Source organism: Chromohalobacter moromii (assembly GCF_023091865.1).
GTDB classification, from domain to species: Bacteria; Pseudomonadota; Gammaproteobacteria; order Pseudomonadales; family Halomonadaceae; genus Chromohalobacter; species Chromohalobacter moromii.
The window spans coordinates 515,244-537,924 of record NZ_JAHXDI010000003.1 but is presented as its reverse complement, the minus strand read 5'-3'; the positions used below and the strand labels follow the sequence as shown (position 1 = coordinate 537,924).

The following is a 22,681-nucleotide window of genomic DNA, read 5'->3' as shown; positions in this document are numbered from 1 at the left end:
CAAACAACGACACGGCACGCAAGACGGAAACACAGGAGAACATACGCATGTCCCAAGCCCAGGCGCCCGAGCCACGCACTACGCTCGACCCCGAGCGTGTCGCGCATTGGCTGGCCCGTCATCCCGACTTCTTCGTCGGCCGAGAGGGACTGCTCCAACAGCTCAAGGTGCCGCATCCCCACACCCAGGGCGCGATTTCTCTGCTCGAACGCCTCGTGCACGACCTGCGCGAGCGCGCCGAGACCGCCGAATGGCGCCTCGAGCATCTATTGGAGACGGCGCGCCACAACGAGGCGCAGTACCAACGCACACGCTCGCTTATCCTGGCGCTGCTCGAAGCGGAAAACATCGACGCGCTGGGCGAGGCCCTTTCGACCCAACTCAGCGAGCAATTTCGCACCCAGGCGGTCGCGTTGTGGCTGGACTCGCCCCACGACGACAGTGCCGTACAGCCACCCCAATTGCGTCTCGATGACGCCGCGCGCGCGACACTGGAGGCGCTTCTCGACGGTCACAACAGCCGCTGCACCCAGCTCTCGCGAGACGCGTGGCATCAGCTCCTGCCGCATTCCGAGCCACCCGAGAACAGCGGTTCATGCGCCGTCACGCGCCTGACCATGGGCGAGCCGCTCGGCTATCTGCTGCTTGCCAGCCAGGAGAGCGAGTACTTTCGTGCCACGCTCGACACCCTGTTCACCGATTACCTCGGCGAAATCGTCGGGCGTTTGCTGATTCGGCTGGATACCGCACATGCACGCCGCGATTGACAATTTTCTGCGCGGGCTAGCGGGGCATGCCAGCCCCGCGACGCTGGATGCCTATCGGCGCGACTTGGCCGCGCTGGCGCATTTCCTCGAGGCGCACGACATCGACGACTGGTCCACGCTGGATGTCGCCCTGGTGCGTCGCTTCTTGGGCGCCGAGCGCACCCGTGGCCTGGCCCCACGCAGTCTCGCCCGGCGCCGCGCCGCGCTATCGCGCTTCGCCGATCATCTGGTGCGCAGCGGCGTGCTCGCTCACAATCCCGTGGCCTTGACTCAGACCCCGCGTCAGCCTCGGCACTTGCCGCGCCCGGTGGATGTCGATCAGTTATCGCGCTTTCTGGACACTCCTCATGACGACACCCCGCTCGGCGTGCGCGATCAGGCCATGCTGGAGCTGTTCTATTCCTGCGGGTTGCGTTTGGCGGAGTTGACGGCACTGGACATCACGGATCTAGAGGCGCGGCGTGTGCGGGTCGTCGGCAAGGGTAGCAAGTCGCGCCAGATGCCCCTCGGCGGCCGTGCCCAGGTGGCGCTGGCGGCATGGTTCAAGGTCCGTGGCCAACTGGCCGACGCCGAAGAACGCGCGCTGTTCGTCGGTCAACGCGGCGTACGACTCGGGCATCGCGCGGTGCAAAAGCGTCTCGTGCATCTTGCCCGCGAACGCGGCCTGCCCGAACACCTGCACCCGCATCGCCTGCGCCATTCCTTCGCCAGCCACCTGCTCGAATCGAGCCAGGACCTGCGCGCCGTCCAGGAATTGCTGGGCCATGCCAATCTATCCACCACGCAGGTCTATACGCGTCTCGACTGGCAGCATCTCGCCGACGCCTACGATCAGGCTCACCCGCGTGCTCGACGGCACGAAACGTCCGGCGACGGCTGAAACACAAGGCTCTGGAGACAATCCACATGGCGATAACCACGCTGACCTTCGATCTTGACGACACGCTTTGGAACAACCGTCCGGTTCTCGAACGTGCCGAAGCCGGTCATTATCAATGGCTCAGCGACGCACTCGCCGCCGCCTCGCCCGACACCGACAGCGCGTTCATGACGCACTATCCTTTGAACGCATATCAGCAGCACCGCGCCGATGTAGCGCAGCGTTTTCCGCTCAAACGGGGCGATTTCACCTGGATTCGCGAACGTGCGTTGTTCGAAATGGTGGAAGCTTATGGGCTGCCGCGCCTTCGGGCGCGCCTGTGGGCAGCACACGCCATTGCGCATTTCCTCGACCTGCGCCATGACCTCACGCCTTATCCCGAGGTAGCGGCCATGCTCGACACGCTACGCCGACGCTATCGGATCGCCGCGATCACCAACGGCAACGCCGATCTCAAGCGCCTGGAGCTGGCCGACCATTTCAGCGTCATGATCGCCGCGGGCGAGCTGCATGCCCCCAAACCCGACCCACGCGCCTTCCTCGCGGCGCTGGCACGGCTCGGTGCCCAGCCGGCGCAGGGTCTCCATGTCGGCGACTCCTGGCGCGAGGATGTGCTACCCGCGCATCGCCTGGGCATGCAGGTAGCCTGGATCGACGCCAAGAACGAAGGTCCGTGCGAGCTGCCATCCGGCGTGCATCGCCTCACGCATGTGCGTGAACTACCCACCCTACTCGCTAGACTGGCGGGCTAGGTTTACGCGTCATCCCTCGCGCATAGCCAGGCATCCATGCGCGCGCATGCCTCGTCGACGCCTTGCCGCTTGAGCGCAGAGAAGAGCTGCACACTGACCAGGTCTTCCCACTCGGCGAGCTGGCGACGCACCGCCAGAAGCGAAGACTTGGCCGCACCGGGCTTGAGCTTGTCGGCCTTGGTCAACAGGATGTGCACGGGCATCGCTTTCTCGTCGGCCCAGCCCAGCATCATCTGGTCGAATTCGCTCAGCGGATGCCGTACATCCATGACCAACATCAAGCCCCTGAGCGCCTCGCGCTGGTACAGATACTCGCTCAAGTGACGCTGCCACTCCAACTTGACCTGATCCGGCACCTTGGCGAAGCCGTAACCGGGCAAGTCCACCAACCGATACGCCTCGTCGTTCGCGAGGGTGAAGAAGTTGATCAGTTGCGTACGTCCCGGCGTCTTGGAGGTGCGCGCCAATGCCTTCTGTCGGGTGAGCGTGTTGATAGCGCTCGATTTGCCGGCATTGGAGCGCCCGGCAAACGCCACTTCCGCGCCCGTGTCAGGCGGACACAAGGCCAAGCGCGGTGCACTGATCAAAAAACGCGCGGTCTGATAGTTGATCTTGCCATCTTGCATGTTGGTTCTCGACTGAGCTGCCGCCCATGAGCGGCGAATGATCCATGAAGGACGTTTGCGCCACAGTGTATCATTGCGTGGACGCCGCGCATGCGGGCAAGCCGCCACCGATAGCCCTCGCGCCCTTTCCATGGCGATGCTTGGAGTGGTATCACTAAAGCATGTGTTCACATTGGCCGTTCGGGAACCCTGGTTGCCGTCGCGGTTCAAACGTTCATCATGATGGGCGACGAACGCTCGCCGTCTGTTTTTCTGCTGTTTATGCAAGGCAAGGAGAGATGCATGTTGAAGTCGTTGTTAGTACTGGTCGCCGGTCTGGGTATGTCAACGCTGGTCATGGCCGCCGGCCCGGTCGCGGGAGAAGATTATAAGGTGCTCGACGAACCCGTGAAGACCGAAGTCCCGGATGGCAAGATCAAGGTCAACGAGGTGTTCTGGTACGGTTGCCCGCATTGCTACGCCCTTGAAGAGCCGCTCAATGCCTGGGTCGACGAGCTGCCCGACGACGTTGCCTTTCAGCGCATTCCGGCCACCATGGGCGATACTTGGACCAAGCATGCGCGCGCCTTCTACGCCGCCAAGGCATTGGGCATCCAAAAAGAAATGCACAGTGACTTCTTCGATGCCATTCACGAGAAAGGCCAGCGCCTCACCGAACCGGACGCCATCGCCGAATTCTTCACGCACTACGGCGTTAGCAAGGACGATGCGCTCGAGGCCCTCGAGTCCTTCGGCGTGAAAAGCCAGATCAATCGCGCCAACGCCAAGATGCGTAGCTACAAGATCATGGGAGTTCCCGCCCTGATCGTCGACGGTCATTACGTGATCACGCCCAGCAGCGCCGGCTCGCTGGAGAACATGCCCAAGATCGCCGATGCCCTGATCGACAAGGTACGCAGCGAACGCAATGAGTAATGCTACCGCCGCGGCGCCTGCTTCCCAGGCGCCCCGCTCGCTACGCCTGCTGACCTGCAATCTGCAGGTCGGTATTCATACCTCCGCCTACCATCACTACCTGACGCGCAGTTGGCAGCACCTGTTGCCGCATCCCAAGCGTCAGGGACGCCTCGATCTGATCGGCGATACACTACGCGACTACGATATCGTCGGCCTTCAGGAGGTCGATGGGGGCAGTTTCCGCTCGGGGCACGTCAATCAGGTCGAGTATCTCGCCATGCGGGCCGAGTTTCCTCACTACTACCAGCAGCTCAACCGCAACCTGGGGCGTGTCGCCCAGCACAGCAACGGCCTGCTGTCGCGCCTGACGCCGCGTCAAATAGACGAGTATCGCTTGCCCGGCACGTTACCGGGGCGCGGCGCCATTCACGCGCGCTTCGGCGACGGTCCCGATGCCTTGCACCTGGTCGTGGCGCACCTGGCTCTGGGACATCGCGCGCGTACCCGGCAACTCGACTACTTGAGCGAGCTTATTCAACCGCTACGCCACGTGGTTGTGATGGGCGACCTCAACTGCACGCCGGACCAGATCAACGCCCACCAGCGCTTCTGCCATGCGCTGCCGCTGCACCCGGTGGTGATGCCGTTGTCGTATCCCGCCTGGCAGCCGCGTCGCGCGCTCGACCATATTCTGATCTCCGACGCCTTGCACGCCGAACGCTTCGAGGTACTCGACCGGTTGTTTTCCGACCACCTGCCAGTGGCAGTGGACATTCAACTGCCCACCGCCTGCCTGCGCAGCATGCCCGACGATCATGCCGCCTCATGAGCGACTGGCACCACGCCGATACGACCGCGACGCTTACGTTGCGGCCATGAGACGCACCCAGTCGATCATCGGTGCCGGATAGACCCCCAACAGCACGACCAAGGCCGCCAGCGCCAGCACCACCACGCCACCGGCGCGTTGCGCCCAGTCAGTGGTGGCGTCACGGCGCTGCATGCCCGGCTCGGGCAAAAAGAGCGTCACCATCACGCGGAGATAGTAGAAAAGCCCGATGGCGCTCCCGGCCACCACGGCGCCGACCAGCCACCAACGACTGGCTTCGACCCCCACCGCCACGATGTAGAACTTGCCGATGAAGCCCGCAGTCAGGGGAATGCCGGCCAGCGACAGCATCATTACCGTCAGCACCGCCGTCAGGTAGGGCCGCCGCCAGAACAAGCCTCGATAATGGTGCAAACGGCTGGCATCGGCGCCACCATAAGGGCTCGACAGCAGCGTCACCACGCCGAACGCGCCCAGCGTCGTCAGTACATAGGTCACCAGATAGATACCCGCGGTTTCCACCGCCAGCCCCTCGTTGATCACCAGCGCTACCAACAAATAGCCGAAATGCGCGATCGAGGAATAACCCAGCAAGCGCTTGAGATCTTGCTGCATCAACGCCAGCAGGTTACCGGCCAGCATCGTCACGAAGGCGAGTACGGCGAGCAGGCTGTGAAACCAGGCATCCTGGGTCGCCGGGGCGGATTGCAGTAGGCGCAGCAAGACGATCAGCACCGCCACCTTGCTTGCCGAGGCCAGAAAGGTGGCCGCCGGGGCAGGGCTACCTTCATAGACGTCCGGCGTCCACAAATGGAACGGCACGATGGAGAGTTTGAAGCCCAGCCCGATGAGCATCATGCCCATGCCGGCCAGCAGCCATCCATCGCTCCCTGCCGACGCCAATGCCTCACCAAGTCCGGCGAAATCGAGATGCCCGGTGCGCGCGTACAGAAGTGCCATGCCAAACAGCAAGAAGGCCGAGGCCGCCGCGGAGAGCACCATGTACTTGACGCCCGCTTCCAAGGCACCACGCTCGCGATAGGTGTAGGCCAGCATGCCGTAAAGTGGCATCGACAACAGTTCCAGACTGAAGAACAGCGAGGCCAAGTGGCGACTGCTCACCAGCGCAATCCCACCAGCGGCAGCACACAACAGCAGCAGGTAATATTCCTCGCGTGGACCGCGCGCGCCTTCGAGGTAAGCATGTCCCAGCGTGGCGCAGGCCAGTGTAGCGACGAGAATCAATACACCGCCGAAGATCGACAGACCGTCTACCGTCATCAGCAACGTCACGTCGAGCGGCGCCTGCCACCAGGCCAAAAGCTGTGCCGCCAGCGCCAGATTGAGGCCAATCACGGTCAATGTGGCCGTCAGGTCATAACACCGACGCCACGCAATGGTCAGCATTACCACGATGGCCGTAGCGCAGACGAGAATCAGTGGTGAAAGAGCAAGCAGCGACGTCATGGCGTTTCCTCAGGCATGGCAGGCGTTTCTTCCAGCGTCATGATGCGCTCAACGTTTTGCATCGCTGCCTCCGAGGTATGCAACAACGGGCCAGGGTAGAGCCCAACCCACAACACCAGGGCCAGCAGGCCGAGCATCATCACGATTTCGCGGCCATCGAGCCCACCCAGCGGCGTGTCTTCTTTGGCCGGGCCGAAGTAGACGCGTTGCATGATGAAGAGCGAATAGATCGCCGCCAGTACGAAGCCGCCACTGGCGACCACGACCACCCAAGGCCAGGTATCGAAGGTACCGAACAATACCAGGAACTCACCCACGAAATTGGCCGTCCCCGGAATGCCCATCGAGGCTGCCACGAAGCACAGCGCAATGCCCGGCAGCCCCTTGATGCGGCCCCATAGGCCACCCATCAGGCGCATGTCGCGGGTATGCAGACGCTCGTAGAGCTGGCCACTGATAATGAAGAGTCCCGAGGCCGAGAAGGCATGCGCGACCATCAGTACCACCACGCCCTGCAACGCCAGTTCGGTGCCACTGTAGATGCCGATCAGCACGAACCCCATGTGGGAAATGCTGGAATAGGCCACTAAGCGTTTCAGGTCATGCTGGCCGCAAGCCAGGATCGCGCCGTAGAAGATCCCCAGGATGCCAAGCCCCATCGCGACCGGCGCGAAAGCCTGAGAGGCCTCGGGAAACAGCGGCAAGGCGAAGCGCAGCATGCCGTAGGCGGCGGTCTTGAGCAGAATCCCCGCCAGGTCGACGCTCCCCGCGGTGGGTGCCTGGGCATGCGCGTCGGGCAGCCACCCATGCAGCGGCACCACCGGCATCTTGACCGCGAAGGCGATGAAGAAGCCCAGCATCAACCACCATGCCATCTGAGGGGAGAGCTCGTTCTGCGCAGTATGGCGCAGGGCCTCGTAGCTGAAGCTGTATTCTCCGGTGGCGGCGTGATGTGCAAACACCAGGCCGAGAATGGCCACCAGCATCAAAAGCCCACTGGCCTGGGTGTAGATGAAAAACTTCGTCGCCGCCTGAATGCGCGTGTTACCCGTGGAACCGCTATGCCCCCACAACGCGATCAGGAAGTACATGGGGACCAGCATCATTTCCCAGAAGAAGAAGAACAGGAACAAATCGATGGCCAGGAAGACGCCGACCACGCCACCCAGAATCCACAACAGATTGAGATGGAAAAAGCCGATGCGGCGCGAGATCTCGTGCCATGAGCACACCACCGCCAGCACGCCAAGTAGCCCGGTGAGCGCGATCATGATCAACGACAGGCCATCCAGCGCCAAGTGGACCTCAATGCCGAAACGCGGGATCCAAGCGGCACGCCACTCAAGCACCCAGTCCGAAGCCCCCTGCGCGGCGTTCAAACCGTAATCGCCATGCCACCACACGCCCAAGACCAGCGCCAACTCGAGCAGCATGGTGCCCAGGGCAATCCAGCGCGGCGGTTGCTCGCCGAAACGCTCGGCTTGCCAACACAGCAATCCGCCGATGAAGGGAATCAGAATCAACCAGACAAGAATCATCAGCGCTGCGCCCCCTCAGCTTGCCACGTTAGCCTTCTATCCCCGCCACCGGTGTCTTTCTTCAAGTCGTACATCGCTTACCCCAAAGCCAGGAAGATCAGCACCACGGTCGCGCCCAGCGTCATCGAAACGGCATAGTGGCGCAGCCGCCCCGTCTGGGATCGCGTCAACAACCAGCGCAGGCCGCGCGCCAGCAACGGCACCAGATTGCACAATCCATTGATCCAGTCGCTACGCCACAGCCACACGAGGCCACGGAAGGGCTTGACCAGCACCGCGTCGAACAGGGCATCGAAGCCCCAGGCGTGATGCCACAAGCGCCACAGACGTGCGCCTTCGGGCAGGGCGACCAGGCGCGCCACCAACTCGCGCCGCCACGCGAACAGCCACAGCGCCACCGCCACGCCGCCCACGGCAACCAGCATGGCACCGATCTCCAGCGCATGGCGTCCGGCTTCCTTCGCCGCGCCGGGGCTCGCCGGCAGCACCTCGTCGAGCGGTGGATGAATCCAGGCACCGACCAGAGTCGAAAGCACGATCAGCACGACCAGTGGCAGGCCATGCACCAGACCGCGCCCGCCCTCGGCATGGCGACTATGATCGCTTCCCGGTGTGCCGTGGAAGGTGCCGACGATCAAGCGCACTGTATACAGCGAGGTCAGCAGCGCGCCGACCAAACCCGCCATCAGCAAGCCGATATGCCCAGACGCCAGCGCTTCCCAGAGAATTTCGTCCTTGCTGTAGAAGCCAGCCGTCACCAGTGGCAATGCCGCCAGCGCCGAGCCACCGACCACGAACCCGGCATAGGCCAGCGGCAACTTGCGCCACAGCCCACCGAGGCGCCGCATATCCTGTTCGTGATGACAGGAGACGATCACCGAGCCGGCCGAGAGGAACAGCAACGCCTTGAAGAAGGCGTGAATCATCAGATGGAAAATGGCCGCATCGAAGGCGCCCACCCCCAGCGCCAGGAACATGTAGCCGATCTGGCTCATCGTCGAATAAGCCAGAACGCGTTTGATATCGGTCTGCGCCAAGGCGGCGAACCCAGCCATCAGTAGCGTCACCGCACCGATCCAGCCCACCAGCGTTAGAACATCCGGCGCCAGCAGGAACAGGCCATGCATACGCGCGATCAGATACACCCCGGCGGTGACCATGGTAGCCGCGTGAATCAGCGCCGATACCGGCGTGGGGCCGGCCATGGCATCGGCCAACCAAGTGTGGAGCGGCAACTGTGCGGACTTGCCGAGCGCCCCACCAAGCAGCATCAACGTGGCCAGTTCGACCATCAGATCGCCGTGTGCCCAGACCTCCGGCGCCCGCGCCAACAGCGTCTGGATATTCAGCGTGCCCAGCTCGACGAACAGGATGAATAGCCCGATCGCCATCAGTACATCGCCGATACGCGTCACCAGGAAGGCCTTGAACGCCGCCCAGCCATTGGCCGATTCATGGTAGTAGTAGCCGATCAACAAATAGCTGCACAGGCCGACGCCTTCCCAACCGAGATACAGCAGCAACAGATTGTCGCCCAGCACCAGCAGCACCATGCTGAACACGAACAGGTTCATGTAGGCATAGAAACGGCGCACCCCCGTGTCGCCGCGCATGTACCAGGCCGCGAACAGATGGATCAAAAAGCCCACGCCGGTGATCACGCCGAGCATCGTCAGTGACAGCCCATCGACCAGCAGCCCCATCGACGACTGGAAATCGCCCACGTCGATCCAGGTCCAAAGTTCCATGACCTGTGCCGCCGAGCCATGCTCGAGGAAGTCGAGGCCCACCCACACGGTCGTGGCCGCCGCCAGTCCCAGCACGGTGACCCCCACCGTCGCCGCGCCACGCAGCGACAGGCGGTCACCGCTCAGCGCCAGGACGAGACACCCCAATAGGGGAAACAAGAATGTCAGTGTGAGTAGATTCATCCGCGCAACCTGCTTGCCGCATCGATATCAAGGGTCTTGAAGCGCCGATAGAGCTGCAACAGCAGCGCCAGGCCCACGCTTGCCTCGGCCGCTGCCAGGGTAATCACCAGCAGGAACATCACCTGGCCGTCGGGCTGCCCCCAGCGCGTCCCCGCGACGATGAAGGCGAGCCCCGCCGCGTTCATCATGACTTCCAGGCTCATCAGCACGAACAGCATATTACGGCGCATCATCAGCCCCACCAGCCCCAGCGCGAAGAGGATCGACGCCAGGATCAGGCCGTGTTCCATGGGAACGCCATTCATCGTGAATTCTCCTCGCTTGAGGTGTCGTCACCGAGCGAGCGCTCGCTGGCGGCGCGCCCGCGGCCATCTGCGGTGCGCTTGCTCGGCACTTGGCGTACTGCATGTGACTCGTCATGCGCCTCGCTGCGCCCCAGATGAGACGCCGCCACCAACGCCGCCAACAGCAGCATCGCAGCGAGTTCGACGACGATCAGATAAGGCCCGAACAGCAACGTGCCCACCGCCTTGGCGGTCAAGGTCTCGCCCTCGATACGGCCGCCCACATCGGTGCCGATCAAGGTCACCAACAGCACCAGCAGCAAGACCCCGCTGAGTATTGCCGGCCCTAGCCAGGTGCTCAGACGCAACCAGGCACGCTCCTGCTGCGCAGCGGCCTCCCCCAGGTTGAGCATCATCACCACGAACACGAACAACACCATGATCGCGCCGGCGTAGACGATGATTTCCAGCGCCCCGGCGAAGGGTGCCCCCAACGCAAAGAACACCATCGCCACCGCGATCAACGAGACGATCAGATAAAGCAAGGCATGTACCGGGTGCCGCCCGGTGACCACCCCAAGCGTCGCGAGCACGGCGACCACGGCGCTGAGATAGAAGGCGATTTCCATGGTGTCTCCCTATCCTAGTAAGGGCATCCCTGATCAGGGCATCAACGACTTGACGTTGATCGGCTCGGCTTCGTTCTGTGCCTCACCCTTGTCTTTTCCGGCGATCGACAGCCCCGCCACGCGATAGAAGTTGTAGTTATGGTCCTTACCCGGCCCGGAGATCAGCAGATCTTCTTTCTCGTAGACCAGTTCCTGGCGCCGAAACTCGCTCATCTCGAAATCCGGCGTGAGTTGGATCGCCGAGGTCGGGCAGGCTTCCTCGCACAGCCCGCAAAAAATGCAGCGCGAAAAATTGATGCGGAAGAATTCCGGATACCAGCGGCCATCGTCGCGCTCGCCCTTCTGCAGCGAGATACACGCCACCGGACACGCCACCGCACACAGATTGCACGCCACGCAGCGCTCCTCGCCATCGGGATCGCGGGTCAGCACGATGCGTCCGCGATAGCGCGGCGACAGATAGACCGGTTCTTCCGGGTACTGCAGGGTCTCGCGCTTGCGGAAGGCGTGCATGAAAACCATGCCCAACGTCCGTAGCTGCGACCATGTCCCCGCGAGCAGTGATTTAATCGTCACGGTCTCCTCCAGTCTCGACGCTTAGCCACCGGCAGGGCTGAATATCAGAATCAGCGCGCCGGTCACCAGTAGATTGATCAGGGTCAGTGGCAGGCAGATCTTCCACCCAAAGCTCATCACCGCGTCATAGCGAGGACGCGGCAATGCCGCGCGCAGCAGCACGAAAAAGCCCACGAATATGGCGGTCTTGAGCAGGAACCACACGATAGGCGGCAGCCACGGGCCGTGCCAGCCACCCAGGAAAAGCGTCACAATCAACGCCGATACCAGCACGATGCCAACGTACTCGCCGATGAAGAACATGCCCCATTTCATGCCCGAGTACTCGACGTGATAACCGTCGGCCAGCTCCTGCTCGGCCTCGGGTTGGTCGAACGGATGACGGTGCGTCACGGCAATGCCGGCGACCAGAAAAGTACAGAAGCCGAAGAACTGCGGCACGATGAACCATATCGTTTCCTGCGCGGCCACGATCTCGCGCATGTTGAACGAACCGGCCATAGCCACCACACCCATCAGCGACAAGCCCATGAAGACTTCGTAAGAAAGCGTCTGCGCCGAGGCGCGCATCGCCCCCAGCAAGGCATACTTGTTGCCGCTCGACCATCCGCCGAAGAGCACCGCATAAACGTTGATGCCCGCCATGGCAAAGAAGAAAAGCAAGCCGATGTGCAGGTCGGCCACCCCCCAACTGGGGGTGATGGGGATGATCATGAAGCTCAATAACAATGACGCCATGGCGATCGCCGGCGCCAGCACGAAGAAGGTACGGTCGGCGAACGGCGGGATCCAGTCCTCCTTGAAGAGGATCTTGAGCATATCGGCGAGGATCTGCAGCACCCCGAACGGCCCCACGCGGTTGGGACCATGACGATCCTGCCATAGACCCAAGAGGCGCCTCTCCACCATGGTCAGCAGCGCCCCTGCCCCCACCGCAGCGATCAGGATCACCAATGCTTGAAAAAGTGCGAACGCGATCGCCTCGACCTGTGGCGTCCACCAGCTCATGCGCGCACCTCCTGGGGTTCGAGATGGGCCCACTCAGGCTCGGCCAAAGGCAGCCCCGACTGATCTGGCACGCCAATCACGCCATCGGGCCAAGCATCGCTGATCTCTACCGGTAGCGTGAGCTGTCGCTCCCCTAGGTTGAGCGTCAACGTAGCGCCCGACGACATCCGCAACCGCTCGGCAGCAGCGCGCGACACGGTAAAGCGCGTCTCGTGCATACGTGTCTGGATCGGCTCGGCCCGCGTCGAGGTCTCGTCACCTCCGAACAACCGCGCCTGCGGCACCGCCAGCCATTGATCGTCACGAACAGCGAAGCGTGCCGGCAGCGTTCGCGCGTAGTCGTAATCCCCGGGCAGCGGTCCCAACAATCGCACGCCGGGATCGCCGGCCCGCAGATGCCCACCGACCTCGTCCTGGAACTTGTTCCAGGCTTGCGGCGAGTTCCAGCCCGGCGCCCAGGCGAACGCCACTTCGCGGCGCGGTTCGGCGTAACCGGCATAACCCTCCATGGAGAACGCGAATGGCGTGTCGGCGTCCTGCGGTGCGCGGGGTTCACTGACATCGAGATTGGCGCGCATCGCCGTGCGACCGCTATAGCGATGAGGCTCACGCGCCAAACGCAGTCCATGTACGCGATAGGCGGCGCTCAAACCGGCATCCCCGGCCGGCGCCAGAGCGGGGTACGTCATGGCCATGTCACGCGTCACTTCATCGAGCGTGAGCGGCGTCATCGACTGACGTTCGACGCTGACCTTGAGCGCGTTGAGCCACCGCCAGCTTTCGCGGATGCGCGTTTCGGGGCGAATATAGCTGGGCTCGAAGACCTGATAGAAACGCTGCGCCCGGCCCTCCAGGCTGACCAGGGTGCCATCGCTTTCGGCAAAGCTCGCCGCCGGGAGTCCGATATCCGCCTTGTCCCAGGTCGCGGTGCGCTGATGGTCGAGCGTGACGATGCAGTCGGCACGCTGCAGGGCGGCATCGACCTGACCCGCTTCGGCGCGTACGTACAGGTCGTTTTCGAGAATCACCACGCCATCGGCCTCGCCGCTGTTCAAGCATTCCAGGGCCCAATCCAGCGATTGCCCGCCAAGTAGCGACAGGCCGGTACTGTTGGCCTCACGGCGCACCAACGATAACGCTCCGGGCCGTGTCCGCCGCGCCAGGGCGCGCGCCACGTTGCCGGCCGCCTCGAGCACCGCCGGTGTTCCCAGCGAGCCACCCGAGACCACCAGTGGACGCTGAGCCGCCATCAAAGCCTCGGCGATACGGCTTGCCAGCGCTGTAGTCACGTCGTCGAGCGCGTCCGGGCACGGCGCCTCGGGATCGATGTAGTGCGCCACGGCGAAGCCCAGCCGCGCGATGTCGTCCGGCGCGGCGTTGTAGGTCTGCTCCGCCAATGCGTCCAGCTCGGTCGCATCCGGCGTGGCCAGGAAAAAGGGATGATGCGCTTCTTGCGCCAGCGTTTTCACCGCCTCGGCGTTCCAGGACGGGATGCCGCGCTCGGCGGCCAACGCCTCGCCTTTGGCGTTGACCGCCTGGCGAATGGCCAACGCCATGCGCGCGGCACTGTTGATGAGGTCCTCGCCGAGTACGAACACCGCATCGCAACGTTCGATCTCGCGCAGGCTCGGCGACGGCAAGCCACAGCGAGTATTGAGCTCGTTCATGCGTACCAGCAACTCGAACTCACGGGCGGCGATGCCGGTGGAGAAGTTGGCCTCCCCCACCAGCGTGCGCAGCATATGGTTGCTTTCCAGGCTCGCCCGTGGCGAGCCGATACCTATCACGCGGCGCGCGTTACGCAGCCCATCGGCGGCACGATCCAGCGCATCGTCGATTTCCAAACTGATGGTGCCGGCGACCACGCTCGTTTCGCCGGGCTCGGCGCCGACACGCTGGCGCTCGCGCCATTCGGGAACGCGCGGACGATCCTCGCGATTCACGTAGCCGTAGCCGAAACGCCCGCGATCACACAGGAAGTAGTGATTCACTTCACCATGATAGCGGTTCTCGATACGCCGGATATCGCCGTAGCGCTCGCCGGGGCTGATATTGCAACCCACCGCGCACTGATGGCAGACGCTGGGGGCGAACTGCAAGTCCCACTTACGGGTGTAGTGTTCGGAGTGGGTCTGGTCGGTGAATACCCCGGTCGGGCAAACCTCGGTGAGATTGCCAGAGAAAGGGCTCTCCAGCGTGCCTTCTTGAAAGCGCCCGAAATAGACGTTGTCGTGCGCCCCGAAGGCGCCCAGATCCCCGCCGCCGGCATAATCTTGATAGAAGCGCACGCAGCGGTAGCAAGTGATGCAGCGGTTCATCTCATGTCCGATGAACGGCCCCAGATCCTGGTTCTGGTGGGTACGCTTACGGAATCGATAGCGGCGGCTGTCATGGCCGGTCATCACCGTCATGTCCTGCAAATGGCAGTGGCCACCTTCCTCGCAGACCGGGCAGTCATGCGGGTGGTTGATCATCAACCATTCGATGACATTGGCGCGAAACGCCTTGGCCTCATCATCCTCGATGGAGATATAGGCATCGTCCTGCACCGGCGCCATGCACGACATGACCAGCATGCCCTGAGTGTCGTCGGCATTCTTGTACTGCTTGACCGCGCACTGGCGGCAGGCACCCACGCTGCCCATGGCCGGGTGCCAGCAGAAATATGGGATATCCAGCCCCAGCGACAGGCAAGCGTGCAGCAGGTTATCGGCGCCGTCGACCTCGTAATCCCGGCCATCCACGTGAATCGTTGCCATTATCGCTCCTCGCCCGTCGTCATCGTCACGTCGTTCATACGCTACCCACCGGGATCGGGTCGGCATGCGCCTTGCCCTGGCCACGCGTGACACCACGCTCGAATTCATCGCGGAAATAGTGAATCGCCGACGCCATTGGCATGGCCGCGCCTGGCGCATGCGCGCAGAAAGTCCGTCCCGGCCCCAGGTCCACCGCCAGCGATTCCAGCAAGTCGATATCGCCGCGCTCGCCCTCGCCGGCTTCCAGCGCCTGCAGGAGCTTGACGCTCCACGGCAGGCCATCGCGGCACGGCGTGCACCAGCCGCAAGACTCGCGGGAGAAGAATTCTTCCAGGTTGCGCGCCAGCGATACCACGCTTTGATCGTCGGCCACCACCGCGATGAGCCCGGTGCCCAGACGGCTACCGGCATTGCCGATGGTGTCGAAATCCAGCGCCAACTCGAGATGCTCGGGCAGCAGAAAGCCGGTACTCCCGCCACCGGGTAGCCAGGTCTTGAGCGTATGGCCATCGCGCATGCCGCCGGCGCGCTCCATCAGCTCGTTGCCCGTGGTGCCCATCGGCAACTCCCACAGGCCGGGCCGCTTGACCTTGCCGGAGACGCCGTACAGCTTGGTGCCGCCATCGCTGCTCTTGCCCTGAGACAAGCCTTGATACCAATTGGCACCGTGCAGCACGACGGACGGCACGTTGCACAGCGTCTCGACGTTATTGACCACGGTGGGCTTGCCCCAGGCGCCGCTTTGCCCGGGAAAGGGCGGCTTGGCCCGAGGGTTGGCGCGTTTGCCCTCCAGCGAGTTGATCAGCGCGGTTTCCTCGCCGCAGATATAGCGCCCGGCGCCCGTATGCAGGGCGATATCGAAATCCCAACCGCTACCGGCCACGTCACGGCCCAGCCAGCCGGCGGCACGGGCCTCGTCCAGGGCGCGTTGCACCGTACGCGCGGCGTCGACGTATTCGCCGCGCATGAAGATATAGCCCTGGTAGGCATTGTTGGCGAAGCCGGCCAGGATCATGCCCTCGATGAGCAGATGCGGCTGCTGCTCGAGCAACAGGCGATCCTTGAAGGTGCCGGGCTCCATTTCGTCGGCGTTGCAGACGATATAACCGCGCGGGATGCCCTCACCCTGCATGGTCAGGCTCCACTTGAGCCCGGCGGAGAACCCGCCGCCACCGCGTCCGCGCAGATTGGCGGTCTTGAGCTCATCGATCAGCGTCTTCGAGGTCAGATCGCGAAAGGCCCGCTCGACGCTGGCGTAGCCCTGCTGCTCGCGATAGTCATCGAGCATCACCGGCGTGCCGTCGTCGTTGAGCCGGAAGGTCAGCGGATGCGTTTCAGGGCGGCGTTCGTCGCGGTCTTGCAGAATTCGGCTCATGCCTCGTTCTCCCAGTTCATGCGTACGCCTCCAGCAGCGAGGGGATCTCCTCGGGCGTCACCGGCCCGTAGGTATCGTCACCGATCATCAACGCCGGACCACGGTCACAGGCGCCGAGACAACACACTGGCAGCAACGTGAACCGACCATCCGGCGTGGTCTGCCCGAAGCCGATGCCGAGATGCGCGAAGAAGGCATCACGCAGGGCTTCGTAATCGGTGAGAAAGCACGAGCTGCTGTCACATATCAGGATCACGTGGCGTCCCACCGGCTGGCGGAAGATCAAGCTATAGAACGTCGCCACGCCCTCAACGCTCGCCGGCGGCACACCGAGTTCACGCGCGATGGCCTCGATAGCCGCGTCCGGCACCCAACCATGGCGTTTCTGAACGATCTTGAGCGCCTCGATGCTCGCTGCCTGCGGATGCGGGTAGTGGTCGCGCTCATTGGCGATGGCCGCCCGGTCCTCGTCGTGCAGCACGAAACCGTCGGTGGCGATGGGCACGGAGGTAGAAGTCGAAGCGTGTGTCATGTCAGCGGTCCACGTCGGCCATCACGAAATCGATACTCCCCAGATGGGCGATCAAATCGGGCACCAAAGCACCGCGCACCGCCGCGGGGATCTGCTGCAGATGCGGAAAACTGGGCGTGCGGATGCGCGTGCGATAACTCATGGTGTTGCCATCCGAGGTCAGGTAATAACTATTGATACCTTTGGTCGCCTCGATCATCGACAGCGACTCGTTAGGCTTGAGCACGGGGCCCCAGGAGACCTGCAGGAAGTGCGTGATCAGGGTCTCGATGTGCTGGAGCATCTTCTCGCGCGGCGGCGGCGTGGTCAGCGGATGATCGGCCTTGTAGTCGCCGGCCGGCATATGATCTACACATTGCTGGATGATGCGCAGACTCTGACGCATCTCGTCGATGCGCAGTTGGCCCCGATCGAAGGCATCGCCATTGGCACCCAACGGCACCTCGAAATCGAAGTTCTCGTAGCCGGAATAAGGGCGCTTCTTGCGTAGGTCGAAGTCGCAGCCGGTGGCACGCAGATTGGGCCCGGTAACCCCCCATTCGAGCGCCTCACGGGTAGTGAAGGCAGCCACCTGTTTGGTGCGCTCGCGAATGACGGCGTTTTCCATCATGGCGCGCTCGTATTCGACGAGTCGCTTGGGCATCCAGTCGAGAAAACCCTGAACCAGCTTGTCCCAACCATTGGGCAGATCATGCGCGGTGCCGCCGATCCGGTACCACGCCGGGTGCATTCGAAAACCGGTGATGCCCTCGATGACCTCATAGGCTTTCTGACGATCGGTGAAGGTGAAGAATACCGGCGTCATCGCCCCAAGGTCCTGCAGATAGGTTCCCAGGAACAGCAAGTGGCTGTTGATGCGGAACATTTCCGCCATCATCACACGAATGGTCTTGGCGCGATCGGTGACCTGAATACCCGCCAGCTTTTCCACCGCCATCACATACGGCAGGTTGTTCATTACCCCGCCGGTATAGTCGATACGATCGGTATAGGGTATGTAGCTGTGCCAAGACTGGCGCTCGGCCATCTTCTCGGCGCCGCGATGGTGGTAGCCGATATCGGGGACGCAATCGACCACGACCTCACCGTCGAGCTGCAGGACAATGCGGAAGGCACCATGCGCGGAGGGGTGGTTGGGCCCCAGGTTGAGAAACATGTAGTCCGTGTTCTCGTCCTTGCGCTTCATGCCCCAGGATTCAGGATCGAAACGCAGCGCTTCCTGCTCGGTGTCCTGGCCTTCCACGGTCAGTGTATAAGGGTCGAACTCGGTGGCGCGCGCCGGATAATCCTTGCGCAGCGGATGCCCGTGCCAGGTCGGCGGCATCAGCAGACGCGTCAGATGCGGGTGCCCACGGAAGTCGATGCCGAACATGTCCCAGACTTCGCGCTCGTACCAGTTGGCATTGGGGTAGAGGCCAGCGACGCTGGGCACCTCGAGATCGCGCTCGGACAGCGCCACCTTGAGCATGAGATCTCGGTTTCGCGACACCGACATCAACTGATAAAAGACCGTGAAATCCGCAGGGGGCAAATCCGCGCGATGGCTACGCAGACGCTCGTCGATGGCATTCAGATCGAAGAGCATCTCGAAGGGCTCGGGCATGTCCCGCAGGAAACCGAGCACCTCGAGCAGGTGCTCGCGGTCGAGCCACAAGACCGGCATGCCGGTGTACGTCGATTGTTCGACGAACACGTGGTTTCCGAAGCGCGCGAATAACGCCTGGACCACCGGGTCATCGGCGTGCGAGTGATTGGCGTATGGCGATTGGACTGCGCTCATGATCGGTTTTCATTCCCCGGCAAGGTGGATCGACTTCGAATAACAGGCGACGGCATCCGACACAGAGCCTACACCTCGTCCGGGGAGCGCAGTTCCGTCACGGCAATACGCCGATCGCGATTCGCCTCACGTTGCGAGGGCATCTCGGCGCGATATACCCCCTGATCGCCAACCACCCAGGAGAGCGGACGACGTTCTTGCTGAATGGAGTCCTGAAGCAGTTGCAACCCTTGTAGAAACGCCTCGGGACGCGGCGGGCAGCCAGGCACGTAGACGTCCACCGGGAGAAACTTGTCGACGCCCTGCACCACTGAGTAGATGTCGTACATGCCCCCGGAATTGGCACAGGAGCCCATCGAGATCACCCACTTGGGTTCGAGCATCTGATCGTAGAGCTGCTGGATGACCGGCGCCATCTTGATGAAGCAAGTGCCAGCAATGACCATGAAGTCGGCCTGACGCGGGGAAGCGCGGATGACCTCAGCCCCGAAACGCGCCACATCATGCGGCGCGGTGAAGGCCGTAGTCATTTCCACATAGCAGCAGGAGAGACCGAAGTTGTATGGCCACAGGGAATGTTTGCGCCCCCAGTTGACACTATCGTTCAGTACATCTTCCAGCTTGCCGGTGAAGACGTTGCGGTGAACCTGCTCCTTCATCGGGTCATCGGTGGTTTCGCGCTTGTCCAGCGGATAGCTTGCGCTACCCGGCGCTGGCTCACTATCCGCTCGCGTCAGGGTATATTGCATGATGCGCCTCGAAGCTCTGAAAAAGAAAATTCGGGTATCTGGCGCTATGCCGGTCGGCGCCGGCTCAACACCGCCTCTAGGGCGGTACGCTCATCGATCCGTCACGATATCGGGCGATTGACCGCGCTTGCGTGGCGCCCACTCCAGGGCACCGACACGACTATCGTAGATCAACCCCGCCAACAGGATGAAAATGAAGACGGCGGCACCCGCGAAGCCTTCCCAGCCCACCTCGCGGACCGATACGGCCCAAGCGAACAGGAACACGGCTTCGATATCGAAGATCACGAACAGCATCGCAACCAGATAGAACTTGACGGAAAAGCGTTGGCGGACATTGCCTGTACCGACAATGCCAGATTCGAAGGGGAGGGACTTGCTACGACCACGGCTACGACCACCGAGCAGACTCGCGGCACCGATCATCAAGGCACATAACGTGAACACGGCTATTATGAATAGCCCCACGGCCCAATATTCAGCGATCAGCGCGGTTGCCTCATCGGTCATTGCCATGCCTCACAAGCAGCGGATAGCGCGGTAGGGCGCTATCCCAATATTCGTTATCATCGAGGTGCGCGCACCTCGTAGCGCCATTCACGTTGCCAGCGTGTGGCGAGTCCCTACGATTCTAGGGGATTTAGCAGCGCCTGTCAGGAAGACCCACGATAAAGTTAGTAAGTTAACGCCATGTCGAGCACCATGATCACCACTCGCCGGACTTAGTCCGTAAGTCATCACTTACGTCGGAAGCGTTATTCAATAAAGACTGTTTTAATTGAACAGGGTCCTACGGGGTAGTCTCACCTCTCGCCAGGCGTCAACGAAAGTCTAAGTTACCCAGGCACATCCCAAGTTGCCGCACCCCATGCTCTGCTCACCGAACGCTTTGCCGGTATCCTACGCACCACGCCAGAATACTGAAGGTTAGTCCATGTCCACCCCTCAGACACCACCCAATGTCCTCACCATCGCCGGCTCCGATCCTTCGGGTGGCGCCGGGCTACAGGGGGATATCAAGACGTTTTCAGCGTTGGGCACCTACGCCACCAACGTCATCACGGCGGTCATCGCCCAAAACACACAAGGCGTACGTGCCGTGCACCCGGTCCCCGCCGAGATGATCGCCGAACAACTCGACAATCTGCTCGGCGATGTGCGCATCGACGCGGTCAAGATCGGCATGGTGGCCAGCATGGACGTCGCCACGACGATTCGCGACGCCCTGACCCGCTATCGGCCACGCTGGATCGTGCTCGATCCGGTGATGGTCGCCAAGAGCGGTGACATCCTGGTCGATCATGCCGGCATTCGCGCGGTGCGTGACGTCCTGGTTCCCCTGGCCGACGTGATCACGCCCAATCTGCCGGAGGCTGCCGTGCTACTGGGCACCGACACCCCACGCTCCACCCAGGCGATGGCCACATTACTGCCCGAACTGGCGCGTCTCGGCGCCCCGTATGTGGTGCTCAAGGGCGGGCATCTCAGCGGCGAGCACTGCCCCGACCTGCTCGCGACACCGCAGGGTGTAGAATGGCTCGAGGCACCGCGCATCGCTACCCAGAACCTACATGGCACCGGTTGTGCGCTGTCCTCGGCGGTGACCGCCTATCTCGCCCGCCTGCCTGCCGAGGCCAGCGCCCACGCCGATATCCACGCGGCCATCGGCGACGCCAAACGCTGGCTGCATACCGCGCTGGATGCCAGCGTGCATCTCGATGTCGGCCAGGGACGGGGACCGGTGCATCATTTTCACGCCTGGTGGTGAGAGCGCATAGGCGTACGCTGCGCTTATCGTCACCCCGTACTTGCAGCCCGTACTTGCAGAGAGCGCCGAGGGCAACCATGCTTTGCTTCACCGCAATGCCCCCATGGCGTCGCGGTCACGACCATCCGGCTCGACGTCAGCGCGGTGTCGCCTGCATTCGCACGCCGCCTTCTCGTAGGAGGGACGTATCATGCCTCAGACCTTATTGCTGGCTTGCGACCTGTCCGCCGAAAACCGTGCCGCTTTCGCACGTGCCGTGAAACTGGCTCATGCCAGTGGCTGCCGCCTGGACATCCTCCACGTCCTCGATCCCTATCTGCCGCATCAGGCGCTGCACGATCTGGAGGCCGGCGTCGTCCACGAGCTCGAGCGTCAGTTGACCGACATTCGCGAGGATTATGCGCTTACCGCACCTGAAACCTTGATACAGACGGTCACCGGGGCACCCTATGCCGAGATAATTCGCGAAGCGCATGATCGCGATGCCACTATGATCGTGCTCGGTACCCACCGTAAACGCGGCCAACACGCACTGGTCGGCGGCACGACCCTGGCCCGCGTGCTGAGCCGCGCGCCGTGCCCGGTACTCACCGTGAGCCACAGCCCCGAGCAGGCGTGGCAAGACGTGCTGGTGCCGGTGGATTTTTCGTTGGCCAGCCGCCATACCTTGCGCGACGTCCTGACCCACTTCCCACAGGCACGCCTGACTCTGCTGCATGCCTGGCACTTACCCGGCGACGATGAAATGGGCTCCGACAGCGGCTATGCCCGCTGGCGCGAGCGTGAACTCGCCGCACGGCGCATCCGCTTGGAAGCGGAAATCGACAAACTCATGGAAGAAGTGGGCGATGTACCGGAGCTCGAGCTGGTCCTCGAACAAGGCGATCCCGGCGAGGTCCTGATGGATTATCTGCGTCGCCAACCGCCCGACCTGTTAGCACTCGGCCATCAGGATTTGGCGCTCTTCGGCCGGCATCAACCGGCGCCCTTGATCGAACGACTGCTTGCCGAAGCGCATGTGGACATGATGGTATGCCGGGCCTGGTAGCCACCCACGCCCACAAGGATCCTCACCATGCGAGCCGTCATTCAACGTGTCAGCCATGCCAGCGTCGATGTCGGCGACCGCACCACGGGCGCCATCGAGCAAGGCGTAATGGCCTTGATCGGCGTGGCGCCCGAGGATACCCAGGTCCACGCTGACAAGATGCTGCATAAACTGCTCAAGCTGCGCATATTCGGCGACGAGGCAGGCAAGATGAACCTCAACGTGCAGCAGGTAGAAGGCGGCTTGCTGCTGGTGCCGCAATTCACCCTCATGGCCAACACCGCCAAGGGCTTGCGACCAGGTTTCGATGGCGCCGCGACACCCGCCCATGGCGAGGCGATATTCGATTACTTGGTGGCGCGAGCGCAGCAGGCTTGGTCACGCGTCGCCACCGGCGAATTCGGCGCCGACATGCAGGTCTCGCTGCTTAACGACGGCCCCGTGACCTTTATCGTCGAGACATAAAGGCCGGTGGCTGGCGGCAGA

At 62.6% G+C, this 22,681-nt stretch carries 22 protein-coding genes; 8 read left to right on the top strand and 14 right to left on the bottom strand.

Annotated elements, in window-relative coordinates; genetic code table 11:
* The first annotated feature begins 47 nt into the window (after positions 1-47).
* The 3 genes from KZO83_RS12565 to KZO83_RS12555 are packed head-to-tail and all read left to right on the top strand — an operon-like array spanning position 48 to position 2,399.
* Positions 48-767 (top strand): DUF484 family protein, encoded by a 720-nt coding sequence (locus tag KZO83_RS12565; protein ID WP_247621051.1) that lies wholly within the window; start codon positions 48-50, stop codon positions 765-767.
* A complete protein-coding gene (locus tag KZO83_RS12560) occupies positions 751-1,647 on the top strand; it encodes a tyrosine recombinase XerC (protein WP_247621050.1) in 897 nt (298 codons plus the stop codon). The genes KZO83_RS12565 and KZO83_RS12560 overlap by 17 nt, the downstream gene beginning before the upstream one ends.
* 26 nt (positions 1,648-1,673) lie before the next feature.
* Positions 1,674-2,399 carry an HAD family hydrolase gene (locus KZO83_RS12555; RefSeq protein ID WP_075369717.1) on the top strand — a complete coding sequence of 242 codons (726 nt, stop codon included), beginning with the start codon at positions 1,674-1,676 and terminating at the stop codon, positions 2,397-2,399.
* Positions 2,400-2,401: 2 nt separating this feature from the next.
* On the opposite strand, the gene yihA is transcribed toward KZO83_RS12555, so the two are convergent.
* Positions 2,402-3,025: a ribosome biogenesis GTP-binding protein YihA/YsxC gene (yihA, locus tag KZO83_RS12550; RefSeq protein ID WP_178999018.1), complete on the bottom strand. Its 624-nt coding sequence runs from the start codon at positions 3,023-3,025 to the stop codon at positions 2,402-2,404.
* 282 nt (positions 3,026-3,307) lie between these two features.
* On the opposite strand from yihA, the gene KZO83_RS12545 reads away from it, so the two are divergent.
* Positions 3,308-3,940: a thiol:disulfide interchange protein DsbA/DsbL gene (locus KZO83_RS12545; protein WP_247621049.1), complete on the top strand. Its 633-nt coding sequence runs from the start codon at positions 3,308-3,310 to the stop codon at positions 3,938-3,940.
* Positions 3,933-4,751 (top strand): endonuclease/exonuclease/phosphatase family protein, encoded by an 819-nt coding sequence (locus KZO83_RS12540; RefSeq protein ID WP_075369720.1) that lies wholly within the window; start codon positions 3,933-3,935, stop codon positions 4,749-4,751. Before KZO83_RS12545 ends, KZO83_RS12540 begins: the two co-directional genes overlap by 8 nt.
* A gap of 33 nt (positions 4,752-4,784) precedes the next feature.
* Here KZO83_RS12540 and nuoN read toward each other — a convergent pair whose 3' ends face one another.
* The 13 genes from nuoN to ndhC form a co-directional block, all read right to left on the bottom strand.
* On the bottom strand, positions 4,785-6,218 hold the full coding sequence (gene nuoN, locus KZO83_RS12535) for an NADH-quinone oxidoreductase subunit NuoN (protein ID WP_075369721.1): 1,434 nt from the start codon (positions 6,216-6,218) through the stop codon (positions 4,785-4,787).
* Positions 6,215-7,756 (bottom strand): NADH-quinone oxidoreductase subunit M, encoded by a 1,542-nt coding sequence (gene nuoM, locus KZO83_RS12530; protein WP_075369722.1) that lies wholly within the window; start codon positions 7,754-7,756, stop codon positions 6,215-6,217. The genes nuoN and nuoM overlap by 4 nt, the downstream gene beginning before the upstream one ends.
* A gap of 77 nt (positions 7,757-7,833) precedes the next feature.
* The gene (gene nuoL / locus KZO83_RS12525) at positions 7,834-9,687 is read right to left on the bottom strand and encodes an NADH-quinone oxidoreductase subunit L (protein WP_075369723.1); all 1,854 of its coding nucleotides are present in this window, start codon (positions 9,685-9,687) and stop codon (positions 7,834-7,836) included.
* Entirely contained in the window at positions 9,684-9,992 is a 309-nt protein-coding gene (nuoK, locus tag KZO83_RS12520; protein ID WP_075369724.1) for an NADH-quinone oxidoreductase subunit NuoK, read from the bottom strand. The genes nuoL and nuoK overlap by 4 nt, the downstream gene beginning before the upstream one ends.
* On the bottom strand, positions 9,989-10,600 hold the full coding sequence (gene nuoJ, locus KZO83_RS12515) for an NADH-quinone oxidoreductase subunit J (protein WP_075369725.1): 612 nt from the start codon (positions 10,598-10,600) through the stop codon (positions 9,989-9,991). Before nuoJ ends, nuoK begins: the two co-directional genes overlap by 4 nt.
* A gap of 33 nt (positions 10,601-10,633) precedes the next feature.
* A complete protein-coding gene (nuoI, locus tag KZO83_RS12510) occupies positions 10,634-11,176 on the bottom strand; it encodes an NADH-quinone oxidoreductase subunit NuoI (protein ID WP_075369726.1) in 543 nt (180 codons plus the stop codon).
* A 21-nt stretch (positions 11,177-11,197) separates the two neighbouring features.
* Positions 11,198-12,184: an NADH-quinone oxidoreductase subunit NuoH gene (gene nuoH / locus KZO83_RS12505; RefSeq protein WP_075369727.1), complete on the bottom strand. Its 987-nt coding sequence runs from the start codon at positions 12,182-12,184 to the stop codon at positions 11,198-11,200.
* Positions 12,181-14,943, bottom strand: a complete 2,763-nt coding sequence (gene nuoG / locus KZO83_RS12500; protein WP_247621048.1) for an NADH-quinone oxidoreductase subunit NuoG — start codon at positions 14,941-14,943, stop codon at positions 12,181-12,183. The genes nuoH and nuoG overlap by 4 nt, the downstream gene beginning before the upstream one ends.
* Positions 14,944-14,977: 34 nt before the next feature.
* Positions 14,978-16,318: an NADH-quinone oxidoreductase subunit NuoF gene (nuoF, locus tag KZO83_RS12495; protein ID WP_247621047.1), complete on the bottom strand. Its 1,341-nt coding sequence runs from the start codon at positions 16,316-16,318 to the stop codon at positions 14,978-14,980.
* Positions 16,319-16,334: 16 nt separating this feature from the next.
* Complete coding sequence (gene nuoE / locus KZO83_RS12490) at positions 16,335-16,850, bottom strand: NADH-quinone oxidoreductase subunit NuoE (RefSeq protein ID WP_247621046.1); 516 nt, start codon at positions 16,848-16,850, stop codon at positions 16,335-16,337.
* 1 nt (position 16,851) lies between these two features.
* The gene (nuoC, locus tag KZO83_RS12485; RefSeq protein ID WP_178999026.1) at positions 16,852-18,630 is read right to left on the bottom strand and encodes an NADH-quinone oxidoreductase subunit C/D; all 1,779 of its coding nucleotides are present in this window, start codon (positions 18,628-18,630) and stop codon (positions 16,852-16,854) included.
* A 68-nt stretch (positions 18,631-18,698) separates the two neighbouring features.
* Positions 18,699-19,379, bottom strand: coding sequence for a NuoB/complex I 20 kDa subunit family protein (locus KZO83_RS12480; protein WP_040240041.1), 681 nt, complete (start codon positions 19,377-19,379; stop codon positions 18,699-18,701).
* Positions 19,380-19,469: 90 nt separating this feature from the next.
* Positions 19,470-19,889: an NADH-quinone oxidoreductase subunit A gene (ndhC, locus tag KZO83_RS12475; RefSeq protein WP_075369732.1), complete on the bottom strand. Its 420-nt coding sequence runs from the start codon at positions 19,887-19,889 to the stop codon at positions 19,470-19,472.
* A 424-nt stretch (positions 19,890-20,313) separates the two neighbouring features.
* Here ndhC and thiD point away from each other — a divergent pair, with 424 nt between their 5' ends.
* The 3 genes from thiD (at position 20,314) to dtd (ending at position 22,660) form a co-directional block, all read left to right on the top strand.
* The gene (gene thiD, locus KZO83_RS12470; protein ID WP_247621045.1) at positions 20,314-21,147 is read left to right on the top strand and encodes a bifunctional hydroxymethylpyrimidine kinase/phosphomethylpyrimidine kinase; all 834 of its coding nucleotides are present in this window, start codon (positions 20,314-20,316) and stop codon (positions 21,145-21,147) included.
* Between the two features lie 190 nt (positions 21,148-21,337).
* Positions 21,338-22,195 (top strand): universal stress protein, encoded by an 858-nt coding sequence (locus tag KZO83_RS12465; protein WP_075369734.1) that lies wholly within the window; start codon positions 21,338-21,340, stop codon positions 22,193-22,195.
* Between the two features lie 27 nt (positions 22,196-22,222).
* Entirely contained in the window at positions 22,223-22,660 is a 438-nt protein-coding gene (dtd, locus tag KZO83_RS12460) for a D-aminoacyl-tRNA deacylase (RefSeq protein ID WP_247621044.1), read from the top strand.
* The last annotated feature ends 21 nt before the right edge of the window (positions 22,661-22,681 follow it).